This is a genomic window from Sphaerisporangium sp. NPDC004334, assembly GCF_053602655.1.
Genome location: NZ_JBSGDZ010000001.1, coordinates 344,762 through 363,872, shown reverse-complemented (window position 1 = coordinate 363,872; position 19,111 = coordinate 344,762). Strand labels below are relative to the sequence as shown.

Below are 19,111 nucleotides of genomic sequence, written 5' to 3'. Positions count from 1 at the left end.
TAAGTGAGGTCAGTCCAAAAACACCGGAAGATCGGCCCGGCGCGACACGCCGAGCTTTCGGTATATGCGGGTGAGATGCTGTTCGACGGTACTCACCGTGACGAAAAGCACCCCGGAGATCTGCCGGTTGGTCTGCCCCCGCGCGGCCAGCGTGGCCACCCGCCGTTCGGCCTCGCTCAGGTCGGCCCCCGGCGACGGCGGCGGGACGGGCCGCTCCTGTGGTGAGGCACCGCACGACCGCAGAAGCTGCCGCGACCGCCGCTCCGCCGCACGGGCCCTCGGCCCGTCCTCCAGCTGGGAGTACGCCCATCCCGCGTCGGCCAGGGCGTGTGCCAGTTCGAGCGTGTCCTGGACGAGCTGGAGCGTCTCCACCGCCTGCTCCAGCGCCTCCGGCCGTTCCCTCAGGGGCAACGTGAGGGCCCGCAGGCGCAGGGCGATCCCCCATGTACGGGTGTGTTCCGCGCCGGCCGATCGGCCCTCGGCCAGTTGCTCCTCGGCCAGTCGCCGCGCCTCACCTGTGCGGCCGAGCTGGAGCAGCGCGCGCACGGCGCCGAGCCGCCACGCGACGACGCCCGGGAGGTCGATCCCCCAGCCACGCATCAGATCGCCGCAGGCCAGGAAGTCGGCCAGGGCGTCCTCGGCCGCGCCCGCGGCCAGCCGGTAGGTGCCTCGCGCGCTCAGGTAGTGCAGCCCGACCGGCGTCTGGAACATGGCGTCCAGAACCGGCACGGCCAGGTAGCGCGCGGCGTCCTCGAGCTTGCCGAGGGCGGTCTTGGCCATCGTCATGGCCGCCAGCGGCGTCCCGAGCGCCACCCCCCACGCCTCCATCGGCAGGTGGGAGAAGGCGTTGCGGGCGCACCGCTCGGCGTCCTTGACCCTGCCCTGACGGATCGCCGTCTCGGCCCTGATGGCGGCGAAGGCCCCCTGCCAGTAAGGATCGCAGTGGCTGGTGGTCTGCTCCAGCAGTGGTTCGCACCAGCGGGCGGCCAGGTCGGCGCGGTCGGCGTACACGAGCGTGGCCAGCGCGGAGACCAGCGACTCCAGCCCGGGCTCTCCCATCGGGCACGCTCGAAGCACCTGATCGGCCCGCGCGACCGCCGCGGCCGAGTCGTGCCCGGCGAAGAAGGCCGCCAGCACGCTCAGCCCTTCCAGGCCGGTGCCGACCTCGAACGAGACGGCCGGGGGCGGCGCGGACACCAGCCCGGACAGCCCCGGATACCAGCAGCGCACCCAGTCGGCCAGTTCCGGGAACGATCCAGCGTCGCGGAACTCTCGCAGATGGCGCTCGGCCTCGTGGGTGCGCCCGCGTAACAGCATCAGCCGTACTGACGACGCGGTGACGACCTCCGGACGCGACCGGCCGAGAAATTCGTCGATGATCGTGGCGATTTTCGCCGACATCTGCTCGTCCCCGGACGCGTCCGCGAATAACTCACGGATCAATTCGAGCGGTTCCGCCCGCCGATCTATTTCGAATCGATGGTCCACAGATTTCATTTGAGGCTCCGCCGGAAGATGCAGCAGCGGTCGACCGGCCACAAAGGTCAACGCCCTTCTCCGGCCGCCGTCCCCGTCGTCCGCGAGCCGAGATCAGCGCCGGCCGTCAAGCCGCGCCAATTACCTGCATTTCCTACTAGGTAACCATAAAACTGGACCATCGTCAAGAACGGCCCACCACCGGCTGCCGCCCCGGTTCGGGATCGAGCGGCAGGCCGACGGCAGCGCCGAGAGGACGACCGTTTCCTTGTCGGCACCATCTCCACCCCCGCCCCAGGACACCCCCCACTCCGAGCGGTGCCGGCGGGTGTGGATGTGGGGCGTGGGGATTCAGGGAGCGACGGGGGCGATGCCCGTGAGGGTGGGGCGGATCCTGTTGACGGAGCCGTCGGAGGCGAAGGTCATCGCGTCGATGCACACCTCCCGGTGTGTGCCGTCGCCGCCGGGGATGCGGAAGCGGTGGTAGGCGATGTACCACTCGTCACGGCCGGGGACCTTGACCACCGAACTGTGGCCTGTGCCGAGGATGCCCGCGCCGGTGTCCTTGGACAGCACGGGGCTGCCGGCCGCCTTGGTGAAGGGACCCAGCGGGGACGCCGAGGTGGCGTAGTCGACGCGGTAGTCCTCGCTGCGGGTGTCGTTCTCCGAGTACATGAGGTAGTAGGTGCCGTTGCGCTTGAACACGTTGGACGCCTCGCGGAAGCTCGCCGGAGTGATCCGCGCGGGAGCGGTCGCGAACGCCGTCATGCTCGCGCTCAGCCGGGCCACCTCGGCGTTGCCCGAGCCGAAGTACAGGTAAGCGGTCCCGTCGTCGTCGATGAAGACGTCCGGGTCGATCTCCTGCTCACCGTACTGACCGGTGCTGACCAGCGGGCGGCCGAGCGCGTCGGTGAACGGCCCCGACGGGCTCGTGGACCTGGCCACGCCGATCTGCTGGCAGGCGCTGAAGTACAGCCAGTACGTGCCGTCGCGGTAGGCGATGGTGGGCGCCCACGCCCTGGCGTGGCACCAGCTCACATTCGCCAGGTCCAGCACCACGCCGTGGTCGGTCCAGTTCACCAGGTCGGGAGAGGAGTACGCCGCGAACTTCGTGGAGCCCCAGTCGGCGTAGCCGTCGCTCGTGGGGTAGATCCAGTACTGCCCGGCGAGGTAGCGCACCTGCGGGTCGGCGTTGTAGCCGGGCAGCGCGGGGTTGTGCGCGGAGGAAGCGTCGACGCGCACCAGGCGCCACTGCTGGTTGGCGCCGTTGTTGTCGGTGTACTGAGAGATCACCGCGCCCTCGGCGGTGGACCGGCCGTAGACGTCCAGCACCTTGCCGCTGTTGCGGTTGACGAGCTTGAGGTAGCCGGAATCGGTGTCGACCGGCTTGAACTGCTGGTTGGCGCCGTTGTTGTCGGTGTACTGCACGACCTTCGCCCCGTCGGCGGTCGAGCGGGCCGCGACGTCGACGACCTTCCCGCTGTGACGGGCCCGCAGCCGGTAGTAGCCGCCGCCGGAGTCGACGAACTGCCACTGCTGGCCGGTCGCGGTCCCTGTGGTGTACTGCACGATCTGGGCCTGGTCGGCGGTCGAGCCGTCCTGTACCGCGAGCGCCTTGCCGCTGGACCGCGACACCACCTGGTAGTACGCCGTGGTGTCGATCGTCGCGGCGTCCGCGGGCCGCGGCAGGACCACGGCCGCGCCGAGCGCCATCGCGACCGCGACGAGAAGCCGCCACCGTCCTGTCGCTCTTCTCGCGGTGTCGCGGCGCCGGCCCGAGACGACACGACCTGGGAACCCGGTCACGGGCGCTCCTCTCCGTGCTTGGGCACCAATTACGGTCCGCACGGCGAGGGTCGTCAAGACCTTAAGAACGCTTATTTCCACACGTTCACTTCGGCCACCGGCCATTGTGGGCGGCACCACTCCGCTGATCAGCGGAAATTTCCGTCCTGTCTCGCCGACGACGTTGCCGTCTCCGCGCGATGAAGGCCGAATGTTTCATACTCATGAACCGATCTCCCGGAATTCTTTCCTGAGGCCGGGAGGAGAGGTGTCCTGGCGCACACGGCGTCGTCGGCGCGGACGGTCGACGGCGAACCGATTCGACGCCGGACGGTGAAAGTTTCATGCCGACGCGCCGGCGGTGGCCGGGGTCGCTCGCCCTGGCCACGTGCGCGAGCGGCGGGTCATCCCCCCGCGAGGGCCCGTGACGCCGGAAGGGCCCGTCCTTGACAGGCGTCGTCACGGTCATATTTGCTCCGCTGCACCGTCGCCTCCGGCCACCAGAAAGAAGGGAGAAGCGATCGCGCGGCGTTGGTGAGCAGGACACCTCAGAACCTGGTGAGAGGTCTTATGCGTCGCCGGGCCGGTCGATTATCGGCCGGCAGGACACGGCGCGCGGCGTCGGTTCGGTATTCACCGAGTCGGGGACGAACTCCGATCGGCCGGCGCCCCCACCACCGGAAAGGTGGAGGAAATCACTTCCCCTGTTCCGTGTGCCACCATGACAACGGCAAAGGAATTCGCGTGATGTCGAGGAAACGGTCACTCCTCACCGCCGTCGCGGCAGCGGCACTGCTCGTCCTGACCACGTCGGCGCAGATGGCGCTGGGTGACAGCGCCTCCACACCGGCCACAGGACAGAGCGTTCTCGCCGCCACCGCGGGATGCGGAAAGACTCCGACGCTGAGAAGCGGCAACCAGTCGATCACCTCCAGCGGGAAGAACCGCAGCTTCATCCTGCGGATTCCCGACAACTACAACAACAACAATCCCTACCGGCTGGTCTTCGGGTTCCACTGGAACGGCGGAACCGCCAATGACGTCGACTCGGGCGGAACCAGCGGCTATCCCTGGTCGTACTACGGGACCAGGGCGCTGTCGAACAACACCGCCATTTTCGTCGCGCCCCAGGGCATCAACAATGGCTGGGCCAATTCCGGCGGCGAGGACACCACCTTCGTCGACGACATGATCCGGCGCATCGAGTCGGACCTGTGCGTCGACACCTCCCAGCGCTTCGCCATGGGCTTCAGCTACGGCGGCGGCATGAGCTACTCGCTCGCCTGCAACCGGGCGACGGTCTTCCGCGCGGTGGCGGTGTACTCCGGCGGGCAGCTCAGCGGGTGCAGCGGCGGCACCGAGCCCATCGCCTACATCGGGCTGCACGGCCTGCGGGACCCGGTGCTGAACATCTCCAACGGCCGGTCGCTGCGCGACAGGTTCGTCAGGAACAACGGCTGCACGGCGCAGAACCCGCCCGAGCCGGCGCAGGGCAGCCTGACGCACATCGTCACGTACTACTCGGGGTGCCGGGCCGGGTATCCGGTCGCGTGGGCGGCGTTTGACGCCGGTCACACCCCCAACCCCGTGGACGGCAAGTCCGGCGACCTCGAACCCGGAGAGAACTCCTGGACCCGGCCCGTGGTGTGGAACTTCTTCACCCAGTTCGGAAGCGGCACCAACCCCACGCCGACGCCGACGCCGACCCCCACGGTCACCCCCACGGGCAACCCGCCGGCGACGGGCGCGCTCAAGGGTGTGGCGTCGGGCCGGTGCCTGGACGTCAACGGCGCCTCCCAGGCCAACGGCGCGCAGGCGCAGATCTGGGACTGCAACGGCGGCGCCAACCAGAACTGGGCCTCCACCAGCGCCGGTGAGCTGCGGGTCTACGGCAACAAGTGCCTGGACGTCAACGGCGCCGGCACCGCAGACGGGACCAGTGTGATCATCTGGGACTGCAACGGGCAGAACAACCAGAAGTGGCGCCTCAACTCCGACGGCACCATCACCGCCGTCGGCGCCGGCAAGTGCCTGGACGTCAACGCCGCCGGCACCGCCAACGGCACCAAGGCCCAGATCAGATCCTGCAACGGCCAAAGCAGCCAGAAGTGGACCAGGGCCTGACGGCATCGGACCGACGTGCCGGTCCTCCGCCGGCGGCATCCGATTGAGGGTGCCGCCGGCGGCCGGTGACGGCTCGCGCGCGACCTCCGGCCCGGAGCGCGCCCCGAGCCGAGCTTCGCCCATCGTGAAGCGGGGACGCGCTCCGGGTCAGGTCCACCAGTTCCCGGCGACCTCGACGCCCTCGCTGTCGATGGCCTCGTGCCACACCGGGTCGCGCAGCAGCCGCGCCTCCCAGGCCCGCACGATGCCGTCCGGTCCCGTGACCGCGTCCTGCCGGGACGGATGCAGGAACAACTCGCTCGTGCCCTCGGGGAGGGCCGCGAGCCGGCGGAGGTAGTCGTCCCGGAGCCGCTCGTAGGAACCGAGCTCGTGTGCCGTGCGCGGGTTGGTCGCGATCGTCTGCGGGATGGAAACGCCCAGCGCGTCGGCCATGGCGACGGCGCGCTCGTGCTCGGCCGCGAGCGGCGGCGGGAGCGGCCCGCCGACGTACGGCTCCGGGTCGCGGGGCAGCCGGAAGGCCAGGCCGTGGCGCGCGCACCACTCCAGCGTCTCGGCCAGCCACGATCGGCCGTGCAGGCCGTAGAGGGTGCCGGCGTGGGAGTCGGCCCCTTCGGGCGGCAGCCCCCGCTCGCGCATCCACCGCAACTGCGCGTCCGCCTCCGCGATGACGTCGCCGGTCTCGCCGCGGGCCCCGAGCACGAACGGGTCGTCACTGAGCGTCCCGTCCGCGTCGGCCAGGCTCGCCGCGCCGGCGAGCGGCCGCCAGCGCGGGATGCCCCGCTCGCTGGTGAGCGTCACGTGCACCCGCGGCACGACGCCGAGCCGGCGGACCTCGCTCGCCGCCCGTTCGGCGGCGGGCGAACAGCAGATGAGCGTCGTCGCACTGACGTGCCCCTCGGCGAGCAGCGCGGCGATGACCTCCGTGGTCCCGGGCTCACGGCCGAGGTCGTCCGCCGTGATCACGACGCGGCGGGTCATCGGGTCCCCTCCGCGGCGGACCCGTCCACCGGACCGGCGGACGGCGTCCCGGCGGCGGGCGGCGGCTCGATCGGCACCGAGATGAACCGCGCCGCGACCGCGCCGGCCGCCGTCAGCGCGAACGGGTACACGCACAGGTACACCCGGAACGCCATCCCGGTGCTGGTGCCGGGATCATCGCCGGAGTTGTAGCCGAAGAACACTCCCAGCGACGTGAGCGCCAGTCCGGTCACGATCCCGTTGAGCCGGGTGAAGAAGCCGAACGCGGACAGGAACAGCCCTTCGCGATGCTGCCCGTTGCGACTCGCGTCGGCGTCCAGCACGCGCGCGACGATGAGGTCGTTGGTCGCGAGCATCCCCGACCACCCGGCCCCGACGAGCACGCCCGCGGCGATCGCCGTGACCAGGTCCGTGGCGAAGAACAGGGCCGCGAAGCCGGCGGCGAGGACGGCGAAGGCGAGCCGCCAGGTCCACAGGGCGCCGCGGCGTGCCACGACGCGCGTCCACACCGCGAGGCCCCCCGCCGAGACCAGGATGACGACGCCCTGGAGGAACAGGGCGTTGCCGACCGGGAGCCCGAGTGAGTACCGCACGTACAGCTGGACGCCCGACAGGACCAGGGCCATGGCGATCCCGTAGCAGGCGCCGGTGAGCCCGACCGTCCAGAACAGCGGTTCACGCACGATCGACCACAGGCTGCGCAGCAGCATCGGCCGCTCTCGCGTCGAGTAGCGCGGATTCTCGCGCGCGCCCAGCGCCATGAACACGATGACGGCCAGCGCCACCACGCCGTAGATGACCGCCGTGGTCTGGAACCCCCTCGGTGGACCGCTCGGTGCCGAACACCTGCGTGGTGAGCAGCGGGGTGACCGCGAGCGAGATCACCAGACCGGCACCGCGCAGCGAGGCGGGCGCGGAGAAGAACGCGATCATGCACGCCGTGAGCATCGGCGCGCCGACGAGCAGCCACGGCCGACGCCGGCCGAACCGGCTTCGCGTACGGTCCGACAGGTGACCGAGCAGCGGGTTGTCGAAGGCGTCGATGACCGCGTAGACCACCATGACCACGCCGTAGGCGCGGACGTCCAGCCCCAGGATGTCGACGTAGTAGAGGATCATCGACCCCTTGATCATGCTGATCGGGATCGAGGTGCCGAACATCCCGGCGGCGTACCGCCACGCGGGCGTCCGCCCCGGGGTGGGGTCCGTACCGGAACCGGTCACACCGATCGCCCTCCTCGCCGTTCCGGCGCCGCGTGCGCGGCGTCACCCTCGCACCCGAAGCAGAACGGTAGGTGAAGCCGGCCGCCCGCGACACCCCCTCAGCCCCGGCACAGCACCAGACACTCCCCCAGGATCGCCAGTCGCCGACTCCCTTCCCCACGGCCGCCGAGGCCCTTCCCACACGGTCACCAACGTCCATGAGGACTCATCCATAGGCGCGGGCAGCCGGCTCGGCCCGAGGTCAGAAAGACAGGAGTTGGAAGGTCTCCAGGGGGCGGAAGCCCATGCGGCGGTAGATCGGTTCGCCCGCGGCGCTCGAGACGAGGGCGGCCGTTCGTATGCCCCGCTCACGGGCCAGGTCGAGCGCGGCCCCGCTCATGGCGGTGCCGATGCCGCGCCCGCGATGCTCGGGCTGGGTGCCGACGAAGTACAAGGTGAGCAGGCCGTGGCTCAGCCAGGCGACGGCGGTGCCGGCGATCCGGCCGTCGTCGAGGCGGCCGGCCAGTCGGATCACCGAGCCGTCTGCGGAGAACGCCTTCTCCCGGTCCACGGCGGCGGCGATGCCGTCCGGGCGGATTCCCGAAACCCTGGCGTAGGCCGACACGAATTCCGGCAGGTCGTGGGTCTCTTCGATGTGCAGCCCGGCCGGTGTGGGCGCGATGGCGGCCCGGTCGATCGCCACCGTCATGATCGGCATACGGGCCACCTGAACCGCGCCGAGGGACACCAGGGCGTCACCCATGCCTTCGTCGCCGTCCGGACCGTCCCACCAGATCCGGGGGACGCCCGCGAGGCGGTCGCGGGCTTCGGCGAGGGCATCCCGCGGGGCACGCCCCCGCGCGCGCAGCACGCCGTTGAGGGGCGCGTGCGGCACCTCGCTCCGGTAGGTCAGCAGGTCAGGACTCCCCGGCATGCCGATGTCCCAGCCGAGGAGATACGCACGGTGCGCGGAGAGCACCGTGTCGAGCAGCGGTTCCACCCCCACGAGGGTAGCCGGACCGGCATCGGAGCCCGCGCCCCCCTGACCGGACCCGGTGAAGCACGAGCGCCTCCCGGCACAGGACCGGCGGATCGGGCCGGCGCGGCTGGGACTGGAACCCCATGGGCGCGATCGCTCCCGGCAAGGGCTCCCCGGCGAGCCACATCCGGCTGGCCAAGCTCTACATCTACCCAGGCGACCCGGTGGCCGGCCGCCGCGTGGACTACCTGGACGTACAGGACGACAGCTCGGTACGCGGCTGGCATTCGCCGGTTGACAGCGGTGACGTGAGATGTGAGATCGTCGACTCACCAATCTGGACGCTGGGATCTGTTTTGTGGGCGCGCGGTCTCGTGCGCGGTGCATTGCAGGCTCTAGCGACAGCACCGGTTCCGAGAGGTGATCTGTCGTGCCCTTTGTTCTCGCTGCCGTGATCACGGTTCTCCCCTGGCTTGTGCTCGGGCTCGTCGCGCTCGTGCGCGCCCGCCAGGAGGACATCCCCAGTGTCGTTCGGGCTCTGGCCCGATGGGGCCGCCGTTAGTCCCGGAGACGCGGAAGGGATGAGGCTTCGCAGCGGGTGGCGATCGCGGCGGCGCGGTCGCGCAGGGAGGTGCGGCCACCGCGGGGCCGGGGCTTCCGCGTCGGTGGTCCGGGACCTGGTTCCCCGGTCCCGGACCTTCGATCGGCTGCGCGCGTTCTGTCAGTCTTCGCCGCGGTAGGCGCGCAGCTCGCGGCGCGCCTGGCGGCGGCTGCGGCGGCGCTCCTCGCGGCGGAAGTAGGCCCATTCCCGGCTACCGTCGTAGCCGCCGTAAAGGACCCAGAAGAAGAAGGCGGCGCGCCAGTGACAGCCGCCCGTACGGGGGTCCAGGTCCACGGTGTCGGCGGTGATCTCGTCGGGCAGGGTGCACGGCCCGAACCGATGATCATGCACGGCACGGCAGGTCACCATCGGCGCGTCGGCGATGCGGACCCACCAGGGCCGGGTCTTGTCGGTCTTGCTCATACGGTCACCTTTCGGCTCCGTGACGCCCCGGGCTGGGGCTGTCACAAGACCGGATGCACCGTGATCACCTCCGACGTCGCGCCCGACATATCAGGACCGCAAGCGTCATCGCCGCTCGAAGCTCCTGATCTCCACGCTACCGCGCGCCACAGAGGCGCTCGCGTGATCGAAACCGGATCGACGAGGCGGCACGGCCGGCCGAGGCGCGGCGTCGCGGCCGCGTCACGGCCGGGCCGCGTCACGTCCGGGCCGCGTCACGGCCGGATCGTGACACCCACATAGATGGGCGGCGGCAGAGCGTCCCGATCACCCGTTTGGGGCGTCCTGCGGCGATCTGGGACAGGATGAGACGGTGACCTCAGCCCGCCGTGCCTTCTGGGAGCAGCACGCCTGCCTGCCCCTCACCCTCGACGCCGACGTCAGCGACATCCTGCGGTACCGCCGCCCGGGGGGTGCGTACGTGTGCGTCAACGTCGGCTACGCGCCGCACTCGCGCGAGGATTCGCTCTCTTATATCGACCATTTCACCCGCTCGATCGAGGCCCACCCCGCCCTGGAGATCGCGACGACCATCGAGGAGATCGACGCCGCGGTTCCCGGCGACCGCATCGTGGTGGCGTTCGACCTGGAGGACTCGGGCCCCCTCGCCGGCGACCTGGACATGGTGCGGACCTTCTACGATCTCGGCGTGAAGTCGCTGCTGCCCAGCTACAACAACGGCAACGCCGCCGGCGGCGGCTGCCTGGACAAGACCGACACCGGCCTGACGGCGTACGGCCGTGACCTGGTCAGGCGGATGAACGAGGTCGGCATGCTGGTCGACGGCTCGCACTGCGGCACCCGGACCGGGCTCGACCTCTCCGCGGTCTCCGAGCAGCCGATGATCTACTCCCATTCCGCGATGCGCGGGCTGTGGGACCACGCCCGCAACATCACCGACGAGCAGGCCCGCGAGTGCGCCGCGACCGGCGGCGTCATCGGCATCCCCGGCGTCGGCATCTTCCTGGGTCCCAACACCGCGACCCTCGACGCCTTCATCGCCCACATCGACTACGCCGTCGAACTGGTCGGGCCCGAGCACGTCGGCATCGGCAGCGACTTCTCCTTCGACGCCGACGACGTGCAGGCGGACCTGGAGGCCAACCCCGATCTCTTCCCGGAGGAGTACACCCGCTGGGGCGTGATCGAGTTCGTCGAGCCGGAGGTCACGCTGCTGATCGAGCACGAGCTCGTCAAGCGCGGCTACCCGGAGGAGACCGTGCGGGGCATCCTGGGCGGCAACTTCCGGCGGGTGGCCGCCCAGGTCTGGAAATAGCGAGGTTGTCCGATCGGACAACCTCGACGGCGAGGGGTTGTCCGATCGAACGAGTACGGCGACAGCTTTGCCCCCTAGCCTCAGCTGCATGATGTCGCCGGAGAGCGTCCAGAGTTGGCTCGACGAGCACTTCGCCCGGATCGTCGGCGAGCGCGGGGTACCAGGCGCCTCGGTCGCCGTTCTCACCCAGGGCCGGGTGCTCTCCGCCGCCGGCGGGGTCCTCAGCGTGACCACCGGTGTCGAGGCGACCACCGACTCGGTCTTCCAGATCGGGTCGATCACCAAGCTGTGGACCAGCGCCCTGGTCATGCAACTGGTGGACGACGGCCTGGTCGACCTCGACGCGCCGCTGCGCGCCTACCTGCCGGAGTTCACCGTCGGCGACGAGGCCGCGGCCGCGGCGATCACCACCCGCCAGTTGCTGTGCCACGTCGCCGGCTTCGAGGGCGACATCTTCACCGACACCGGTCGCGGCGACGACGCCATCGAGAAGTACCTCGCCTCGATCCACGACATCCCGCAGCTGTTCGAGCCGGGCGAGGTCTTCTCCTACAACAACACCGGTTTCGTGGTGCTCGGCCGCCTGGTCGAGGTGCTGCGCGGCAAGCCCTTCGACGAGGTCCTGGTCGAGCGCCTGGCCGTCCCGCTCGGTCTCACCCACGTCTGTCCGAGCCCCTACGAGGCGATCCTGCACCGGGCCGCCGTCGGCCACGTGCCGGGCGAGGACGGCGCGCCGGTGGCCGCGCCGACCTGGGCGCTCGCGAGGTCCAACGCCCCCGCCGGCTCGATGCTCGCCATGACGGCTCGCGACCTGCTCGGCTTCGTCGCCATGCACCTGGCGGACGGTACGGCGCCGGACGGCTCGGTCGTGCTCAGGCCCGAGACCGTGACCGCGATGCGGCGGCCGCAGGTGAAGCTGCCCCGGCTCAGTGGCATGGGCGGCTCGTGGGGCCTGGGCTGGGAGATGGACGAGCACGACGGCCACACCGTCATCGGCCACGACGGCGGGACCATCGGCCAGGCGGCCTTCCTGCGGTTCGTCCCTGACCATGGTGTCGCGATCGCGCTGCTGACCAACGGCGGTGACTTCTTCGGCCTCTTCAACGACGTACTCGCCCACCTGCTCGGCGAGCTCACCGGCATCACGCTGCCGGGCCCTCCGGTGCCGCCGGCCGATCCGGAGCCGATCGACCCGGCGCCCTACTTGGGCCACTACGCGGACACGATCTACGACATCACCGTCGGTCAAGACGCCGACGGCGCGATCTGGCTCGACCGGGTGCCCAAGGACGTCATCGCCGAGATCGGCGGGAAGCCCGAGCGCAGCCGGCTCGTGCACTTCGAGGGCGATTCGCTGATCTCTCTGGAGCCGAGCCACGGCATCCACCTCGTCTTCGCCTTCATCGGACGCGACGCGGCCGGTCTGGCGAAGTACATCCACTACGGCCGTGTGGTCGCCCGCGCCTGAGAACGCCTGAGAACACCTGAGAACTCCGACGGCTCCCGCTCGCCCCCCAGAAAAGGAACCGCATGACCCCCACACGCACGAGGGCCCTCGCGGCGCTCGCTCTGGCACTGACCGGCCCGGTCGGTCTGGCCGCCTGCGGCGGCGGCACCTCCGGCTCCGCCCCGCCCGCCGCCGGCGCCGGCGTCAACGGCAAGACCTTCACCCTCGACCTCGCGGGGGACCCGGGCGCGCTCGACCCGCAGGGTTCGGCGGTGAGCGCCCTGTTCGGCATGACGCAGTTCGCCTACGACAACCTGGTGGCCGTCGCCGAGGACGGCTCGATCCGCCCGCAGCTCGCCCAGTCGTGGACCGTCGACGGCACCACGCTCACCTTCACGCTCAAGGACGGCGTGACCTGCTCTGACGGCACGCCGTTCACGGCTCGGACCGTGGTCGACAACATCGCCTACGTGGAGGACCCGGCCAACAAGAGCCCGTTCCTGGGGATCTTCGTCCCCGCCGGCGCGAAGGCCTCCGCCTCGGGCTCGACGGTCACCGTCAAACTGGCCGCACCGGCCCCGTTCGCGCTGAACTCCTTCTCGAACCTGCCGATGGTCTGCGACGCCGGCATGAAGAACCGCGCCACCCTCAAGGCCGGCACGAACGGCACCGGCCCCTACGTCCTCACCGAGGCGGTCCCGTCGGACCACTACTCCTACGAGCTCCGCAAGGGCTACACGTGGGGGCCCGGCGGCGCGACCACGGCGGAGCGGGGAATGCCGGCCAAGGTGGTCGTCAAGATCGTCGCGAACGAGACCACCGCCGCCAACGAACTGATCGGGGGCACCATCAACGCCGTCATGATCGCCGGTCCCGACGCCGACCGCCTCGCCAAGGCGGGCCTGACCTCGGTGGGCACGCAGGCGATCATCGGTGAGCAGTGGTACAACCACGGGGACGGGCACCTCACCGCCGACGCGTCGGTGCGCATGGCGCTGACCCAGGCGCTCGATCTCAAGCAGCTTCAGGTCGCGCTGACCTCCGGCAAGGGCGCGCCCGCGATCCAGTTGGCCGCCCTCGAGCCGTCGGGCTGCGTCGGCGACGCCGTGACCGGCAACGTGCCGTCCTTCGACGCCGCCGCCGCGGGCGCCACCCTGGACGCCGCCGGTTGGACGAAGGGCTCGGACGGCATCCGCGTCAAGAACGGCAAAAAGCTCTCGGTCTCCCTCATCTACGACAGCTCCCTCGGAAGCGGTGGAAGCGCCGCCGCGGAGCTCACCGTGGCGGCCTGGAAGGCGGTGGGATTCGACGCCAAGGCCACCCAGCAGAACCAGACCCAGCTCTCCGGCGCGCTCTTCGGCACCGGCGACTGGGACATCGCCTGGGCGCCCGTCAACGTCAGCACCCCCGACCAGATCATGCCGTTCGTCTCCGGCGCCAAGGTCCCGAAGGGCACGAACTTCGCCGCCATCGACAACGCCGACTACCTCACCCTCGCCACCAAGGCGATGAAGGCGAACGGCGCCGACGGGTGCAAGGACTGGTTCGCGGCGGAGCAGGCGCTCTACAAGGCCGCGGACCTGGTGCCGTTCGCCAACAACGTGATCCCGACCTTCCTCAAGGGCACGAAGCTCTCCATCGTCGGCAGCATCGTCCCGACCAGCATCCGGATGCTCGGTTGACGATGCAGAGGTTGACGCCGGCGGCCGTCCCGCCCGCGACCGGCCTGCGAAGCAGGGTGGGCGGTCTGTGGTCGCACAGGTGGCTCCGCTTCGCGCTGCGGCGGACGGGACGCCTGTTGATGTCGCTCTGGGTCCTGGTGACCGCCGCGTTCCTGATGATCCACCTGGTCCCGGGTGATCCGGTGCGCGCCGCGCTCGGACCGACCGCTCCCGCGGAACTGGTGCTGGCGCGCAAGCAGGAGCTCGGGCTGCTCGACCCGCTCTGGCGGCAGTACGCCGACTTCCTCGCACACATGCTCCAGGGGAACCTGGGCATCTCGATCTCGACCCGGCTTCCCGTGGGCGAGATGATCGCCCAGCGCCTGCCCGCGACGGCCGAGCTGGCGGTGGCGGCGTTCGTGGTGTCGATGGTCGTCGCCGTGCCCGTGGGCGTCGTGATGGCGGTGGTCACCCGCCGTGGGAAGGGGCGGCGTACGGAGTTGGCGTTCACGGGAACGAACGTCGTGCTCGGCGCGATCCCCGACTTCCTGCTCGGCGTCGGGCTGGTCTATCTGCTGGCCGTGCAGAGCGGTCTGTTCCCGGTGGCGGGCCTGGCGGGCCCCGATTCCTATGTGCTGCCGGTGCTCGCGCTGGCGATCGGTCCCTCCGCGGTGCTGTCGCGCATCGTCCGCGTGGAGATGCTCGCCGTGATGGAGGCCGACTACATCCGCACGGCGCGGGCCAAGCGGCTCACGCCGTCGCGGGTCCATCTGGTGCACGCCCTGCCCAACGCCGTGACGGCGACCCTGACGCTCGGGGGCCTGCTGCTCAGCTCGCTGGTGGCCGGAACGGTGCTGGTGGAGAACGTCTTCGCCTGGCCCGGCCTCGGCGGAGCGATCGTCTCCTCGATCGTCGCCAAGGACTATCCGCTGGTCCAGGGCACCGTCCTGGTCTACGGGATCGGAGTCCTGCTGATCAACACCCTGGTCGACGTGGCGCTCGCGCTGCTCGACCCGCGTTCGACGATCGGAGACGGCTGAGATGCGCGCGGCACGCGTCCTGCTCAGGCCCGTCGGCTTCGCCGGATTCGGCCTGCTCGCCATCGTCTTGCTGGTCGCCGTGGTCGCCCCGGTCCTGTGGGAGGGCCGGGCCACGGCCATCGACACGAACAACCTGCTCGCCGGCCCCTCGGCCGAGCACTGGATCGGCACCGACAACCTCGGCCGGGACCTGTTGTTCCGGGTGCTGGTGGCCACCAGGCTCTCGATCGCGCTGGCTCTCGCGGCGACGGCGATCGGCATGGTGCTGGGCGTCGTCCTGGGCGCCGCGCCGATGCTGGCCGGACGGCGGGTGGGCCGCTTCGTCACCTCGTCCGTCAACGTGCTGGTGGCCTTCCCCGGCCTGCTGCTCGTCCTGTTCTTCGCCGTCGTCTTCGGCGTCGGCGCGCGCGGGGCGGCACTGGCGGTGGGCCTCGCCGGGGCGCCCGCGTTCGCCCGGCTGTGTCACACGCTCCTCGCGGGCGTCTCGGAGCGGGACTACATCGCCGCCGCCCGTATCGCGGGCGTGAGCAGGCTCCGCGTCCTTCTCCGCCATGCGCTGCCGAACATCGCCGAACCGCTCATCGTCAACGCGACGATGAGCGCAGGCGGGGTGCTGCTCACCTTCTCCGGGCTCTCGTTCCTGGGGCTCGGAGTGCAGGCTCCGTCCTACGACTGGGGCAAGCTCATGCAGGACGGGCTCAACGGCATCTACGTCCACCCCCTGGCCGCGCTCGGGCCGGGCATCGCCGTCATCCTCGCCGGACTCGCGTTCAACCTCACGGGTGAGGCGTTCGCGGCCGCGTTCGGCATCGACGTGGTCCCCGGCATGGCGCGCGTACGCGCCGTCCGGAAGGCCGCCGGCAAGGACCCCGAGCGCACGGTCGCGGCGCCGGACCCTGTGGCGGGCTCGATCCTGTCGGTGGACGACCTGCGGGTGACGATTCCCGGCGCCCGGCGCCCGATCCAGGCGGTGCGCGGCGTCACGTTCGCCATCCGGGACGGCGAGGCCGTCGGGGTCGTCGGCGAGTCCGGCTCGGGCAAGTCGGTGACGGCGCTGGCGGTGGCCCGGCTCCTCGAGCGGCCGACGCGCGTCGAGGCGAACCACCTGGTCTTCGCGGGAGAGGACCTCATGGCCGCCGGCGATCCCCGCTCGTTGCGCGAGCGCCTCGGCACGTCGATGGTCGTCGTCTTCCAGGACCCCATGACGTCCTTCAACCCGGCTCACCGGGTCGGGCCGCAACTGGCCGAGGTGGGCCGCTTCCACCAGGGGCTGGGGCGCAAGGCGGCCTTCGCCCGTGCGGTCGACCGCCTCCGCGCGGTCAGGCTCCGCGAGCCCGAACGGCGCGCGAGGCAGTACCCCTTCGAGTTCTCCGGGGGAATGCGCCAGCGGGCGATGATCGGCATGGGCCTGATGGGGACACCGCGGCTCATCATCGCCGACGAGCCGACCACCGCCCTCGACGTCACGGTGCAGCGGCAGGTCCTCGGACTCCTCGCCGAGGTGCGCCGCGACACCGGCGCCGCCCTCCTGCTCATCAGTCACGACGTCTCGGTCGTGACCGAGGTGTGCGACCGGGTGCTGGTGATGTACGCCGGCCTCATCGTGGAGGAACTGCCGGCCCGCGACCTGCGGACCCTCGCCCGGCACCCGTACACGCGGGCGCTCGTCGCGGCCGTGCCGGACATGGAGACCGACCTGACGCGGCCGCTCGCCGTCATCCCCGGGTCGCCGGTCGACCCTTCCGACGTTCCGGCCGGCTGTGCCTTCGCGTCCCGCTGCCCGCTCGCGGACGACCACTGCCGCGCCGTCGAACCCCCGCTCCAGGCCGACGCGGCGGGCAACCGCGTGGCGTGCCACAAGGCCGGGCGGCCGCTTCCCGCCGAGACCGCGGAGGTCACCGCATGAGTCTCCTCAGCTTTCGCGACGTCTCCGTGCGTTACGGCTCGCACACCGTGCTGAAGGGCGTCAGCCTCGACGTCGCCGACGGCGAGGTCGTGGGCCTGGTCGGCGAGTCGGGCTCGGGGAAGTCGACAATGGCGCGGGCCGCGGTCGGCCTGGCGCCGGTGACGAGCGGCCGGATCCTGCTGGACGAACGGCCGGTCCCCCATCGGGGCCGGGTGCGCCCGGTGCAGATGGTCTTCCAGGATCCGTACTCCTCGCTCGACCCGCGGATGACCGTGGGCGAGAGCATCGCGGAGGCCATGCCGGAACGCCTCGGCAAGCAGGCCCGGCAGGAGGAGATCGCGCGCCTGCTCGCGCTGGTCCACCTGGACGCCGCACGCGCCGGCGACCTTCCCGTCCGGCTCTCCGGCGGCCAGCGTCAGCGCGTCGCGCTGGCCCGCGCGCTCGCCGCCCGGCCCAAGGTGATCCTCGCCGACGAGATCACCTCCGCGCTCGACGTGTCCGTCCAGGGCGCCGTGCTCAACCTCGTGCGCGACATGCGACGCGAGCTGGGGCTGTCCATGCTGTTCATCTCCCACAACCTGGCGGTCGTCCGGTACGTCGCCGACCACGTGGCCGTGCTGTACGCCGGAGAGATCGTCGAGTACGGCCCCACCGCGCGGGTGCTCGGTGCGCCGCGGCACGACTACACCCGCCACCTCCTCGACGCTGTGCCCGGAGCCGTGCGCCGAATCTCATCGGGAAACGGGCGACACGCCCCCACCTCGCCCCTGAAGGAGCAGACGTGACCACCACCATCGACCAGGTCCACTGGCAGGACCGTCTCGACGAGCTCGCCGCGAAGCATGGCATTCCCGGCGCCCAGCTGGGCATTCTCCGGCTCGGCGCCGACGGCGCGGACGACGAACTGGTCACCGCGGCGACGGGCGTGCTGCACGCCGGCACCGGTCAGCCCGCGAGCACGGACTCGGTCTGGCAGATCGGCTCGATCTCCAAGGTGTGGACCGCGACCGTCATCATGCAGCTCGTCGACGAGGGAAGGTTCGCTCTCCGGACCCCGGTCACGGAGATCCTTCCGGAGTTCCGGCTGCGCGATCCGGAGGCCACCGCAGGTGTGGTCGTCTGGCACCTGCTGACCCACACCAGCGGCATCGACGGCGACCTGTTCACCGACACCGGCCGCGGTGACGACGCGCTGGAGAAGTACGTCGCACTGCTGGCCGATTCCGCGCAGAACCATCTGATCGGCGCCACCTGGTCCTACTGCAACGCGGGCTATTCGGTGCTCGGCCGGATCATCGAGGTCGTCACCGGCCGAACCTGGGATCAGGCGATCAAGGAGAGGCTCTTCTCTCCGCTCGGCCTGACCCACACCTCGACCCTGCCCGAGGAGGCCATGGTCTTCGCCCACGCGATGGGCCACGTCAAGGGGGGCGAGGAGCCGGTGGTCGCGCCCGTGTGGGGCCTGCCCCGCGCGGTCGGCCCGGCCGGCCTCATCACGGCGACCGTCACCGACGTGCTCGCCTTCGCCCGGATGCACCTTGCGGGCGGGCTCGCCGCCGACGGCACACGTGTGCTGTCGGAGGAGAGCACCGCGGCGATGTCGGCCTACCAGACCGAATGCCCCGAGGAGCACCTGCTCGGCGATTCGTGGGGCCTGGGCTGGTTCCGCTGCGACTGGCACGGCCACCGGGCCTACGGACATGACGGCAACACGATCGGGCAGGCGGCGTTCCTGCGCGTCCTGCCGGAGGCCGGCGTCGCGGTCGCGCTCAACACCAACGGCGGCAACACCCACGACCTCTATGTCGACCTCTATGAGGAGATCTTCACCGAGCTCACCGGCGTGCGGATGCCCGAGCCGTTCGAGCCGCCCGCCGAGCCGGTGACGGCCGACGTGGCGCCGTACGTCGGCACGTACGAGCGCGAGTCGGTGCGCATGGAGGTGTTCCAGGACGACGGCAAGCCGACCCTGCGCACCACTCTGATGGGCCCCTTGGCCGAACTCGACGACACTCCCGTCGAGACCTACGAGATGATCCCCGTCTCGCAGGGCGTGTACGGCGTCCGGCTCAGCGGCATGGAGTCGTGGGCGCCGGTGAGGTTCTACTCGCTGCCCACGGGCGAGGAGTACGTCCACTACGGCGCCCGCGCGACCCCCAAGAAGCTCGGCTGA

The 19,111-nt window shown here is 70.8% G+C and carries 16 protein-coding genes; 9 read left to right on the top strand and 7 right to left on the bottom strand.

The window, feature by feature from the left end:
- Nucleotides 1-9: 9 nt before the first annotated feature.
- Nucleotides 10-1,443 (bottom strand): helix-turn-helix transcriptional regulator, encoded by a 1,434-nt coding sequence (locus tag ACWEN6_RS01540; RefSeq protein ID WP_452568432.1) that lies wholly within the window; start codon nt 1,441-1,443, stop codon nt 10-12.
- A gap of 384 nt (nt 1,444-1,827) precedes the next feature.
- Nucleotides 1,828-3,282, bottom strand: a complete 1,455-nt coding sequence (locus ACWEN6_RS01535; RefSeq protein WP_452568431.1) for a family 43 glycosylhydrolase — start codon at nt 3,280-3,282, stop codon at nt 1,828-1,830.
- Nucleotides 3,283-4,008: 726 nt separating this feature from the next.
- Between ACWEN6_RS01535 and ACWEN6_RS01530 the strand changes: the two genes are divergently transcribed.
- Nucleotides 4,009-5,385: a ricin-type beta-trefoil lectin domain protein gene (locus tag ACWEN6_RS01530; protein ID WP_452568430.1), complete on the top strand. Its 1,377-nt coding sequence runs from the start codon at nt 4,009-4,011 to the stop codon at nt 5,383-5,385.
- 147 nt (nt 5,386-5,532) lie between these two features.
- Here the strand turns inward: ACWEN6_RS01530 and ACWEN6_RS01525 are convergent, their stop codons facing one another.
- From ACWEN6_RS01525 to ACWEN6_RS01510, 4 genes are all read right to left on the bottom strand, one after another.
- The gene (locus tag ACWEN6_RS01525; RefSeq protein ID WP_452568429.1) at nt 5,533-6,363 is read right to left on the bottom strand and encodes a carbohydrate deacetylase; all 831 of its coding nucleotides are present in this window, start codon (nt 6,361-6,363) and stop codon (nt 5,533-5,535) included.
- Nucleotides 6,360-7,148, bottom strand: a complete 789-nt coding sequence (locus tag ACWEN6_RS01520) for an MFS transporter (protein ID WP_452568428.1) — start codon at nt 7,146-7,148, stop codon at nt 6,360-6,362. Before ACWEN6_RS01520 ends, ACWEN6_RS01525 begins: the two co-directional genes overlap by 4 nt.
- Nucleotides 7,039-7,524 (bottom strand): MFS transporter, encoded by a 486-nt coding sequence (locus tag ACWEN6_RS01515; protein ID WP_452568427.1) that lies wholly within the window; start codon nt 7,522-7,524, stop codon nt 7,039-7,041. The genes ACWEN6_RS01520 and ACWEN6_RS01515 overlap by 110 nt, the downstream gene beginning before the upstream one ends.
- A gap of 304 nt (nt 7,525-7,828) precedes the next feature.
- Nucleotides 7,829-8,566 carry a GNAT family N-acetyltransferase gene (locus tag ACWEN6_RS01510; protein WP_452568426.1) on the bottom strand — a complete coding sequence of 246 codons (738 nt, stop codon included), beginning with the start codon at nt 8,564-8,566 and terminating at the stop codon, nt 7,829-7,831.
- A gap of 122 nt (nt 8,567-8,688) precedes the next feature.
- Here ACWEN6_RS01510 and ACWEN6_RS01505 point away from each other — a divergent pair, with 122 nt between their 5' ends.
- A complete protein-coding gene (locus tag ACWEN6_RS01505; RefSeq protein ID WP_452568425.1) occupies nt 8,689-9,000 on the top strand; it encodes a hypothetical protein in 312 nt (103 codons plus the stop codon).
- A 266-nt stretch (nt 9,001-9,266) separates the two neighbouring features.
- On the opposite strand, the gene ACWEN6_RS01500 is transcribed toward ACWEN6_RS01505, so the two are convergent.
- Nucleotides 9,267-9,569 carry a hypothetical protein gene (locus tag ACWEN6_RS01500; RefSeq protein WP_452568424.1) on the bottom strand — a complete coding sequence of 101 codons (303 nt, stop codon included), beginning with the start codon at nt 9,567-9,569 and terminating at the stop codon, nt 9,267-9,269.
- 352 nt (nt 9,570-9,921) lie between these two features.
- Here ACWEN6_RS01500 and ACWEN6_RS01495 point away from each other — a divergent pair, with 352 nt between their 5' ends.
- From ACWEN6_RS01495 to ACWEN6_RS01465, 7 genes are all read left to right on the top strand, one after another.
- On the top strand, nt 9,922-10,884 hold the full coding sequence (locus tag ACWEN6_RS01495) for a dipeptidase (RefSeq protein WP_452568423.1): 963 nt from the start codon (nt 9,922-9,924) through the stop codon (nt 10,882-10,884).
- 88 nt (nt 10,885-10,972) lie between these two features.
- Nucleotides 10,973-12,352, top strand: coding sequence for a serine hydrolase domain-containing protein (locus ACWEN6_RS01490; protein ID WP_452568422.1), 1,380 nt, complete (start codon nt 10,973-10,975; stop codon nt 12,350-12,352).
- A gap of 62 nt (nt 12,353-12,414) precedes the next feature.
- Entirely contained in the window at nt 12,415-14,013 is a 1,599-nt protein-coding gene (locus ACWEN6_RS01485; protein WP_452568421.1) for an ABC transporter substrate-binding protein, read from the top strand.
- Between the two features lie 2 nt (nt 14,014-14,015).
- Nucleotides 14,016-15,032, top strand: a complete 1,017-nt coding sequence (locus ACWEN6_RS01480; RefSeq protein ID WP_452568420.1) for an ABC transporter permease — start codon at nt 14,016-14,018, stop codon at nt 15,030-15,032.
- A gap of 1 nt (nt 15,033) precedes the next feature.
- A complete protein-coding gene (locus tag ACWEN6_RS01475) occupies nt 15,034-16,938 on the top strand; it encodes a dipeptide/oligopeptide/nickel ABC transporter permease/ATP-binding protein (protein WP_452568419.1) in 1,905 nt (634 codons plus the stop codon).
- Nucleotides 16,935-17,723: an ABC transporter ATP-binding protein gene (locus ACWEN6_RS01470; RefSeq protein WP_452568418.1), complete on the top strand. Its 789-nt coding sequence runs from the start codon at nt 16,935-16,937 to the stop codon at nt 17,721-17,723. Before ACWEN6_RS01475 ends, ACWEN6_RS01470 begins: the two co-directional genes overlap by 4 nt.
- Nucleotides 17,720-19,111: a serine hydrolase domain-containing protein gene (locus ACWEN6_RS01465; protein ID WP_452568417.1), complete on the top strand. Its 1,392-nt coding sequence runs from the start codon at nt 17,720-17,722 to the stop codon at nt 19,109-19,111. The genes ACWEN6_RS01470 and ACWEN6_RS01465 overlap by 4 nt, the downstream gene beginning before the upstream one ends.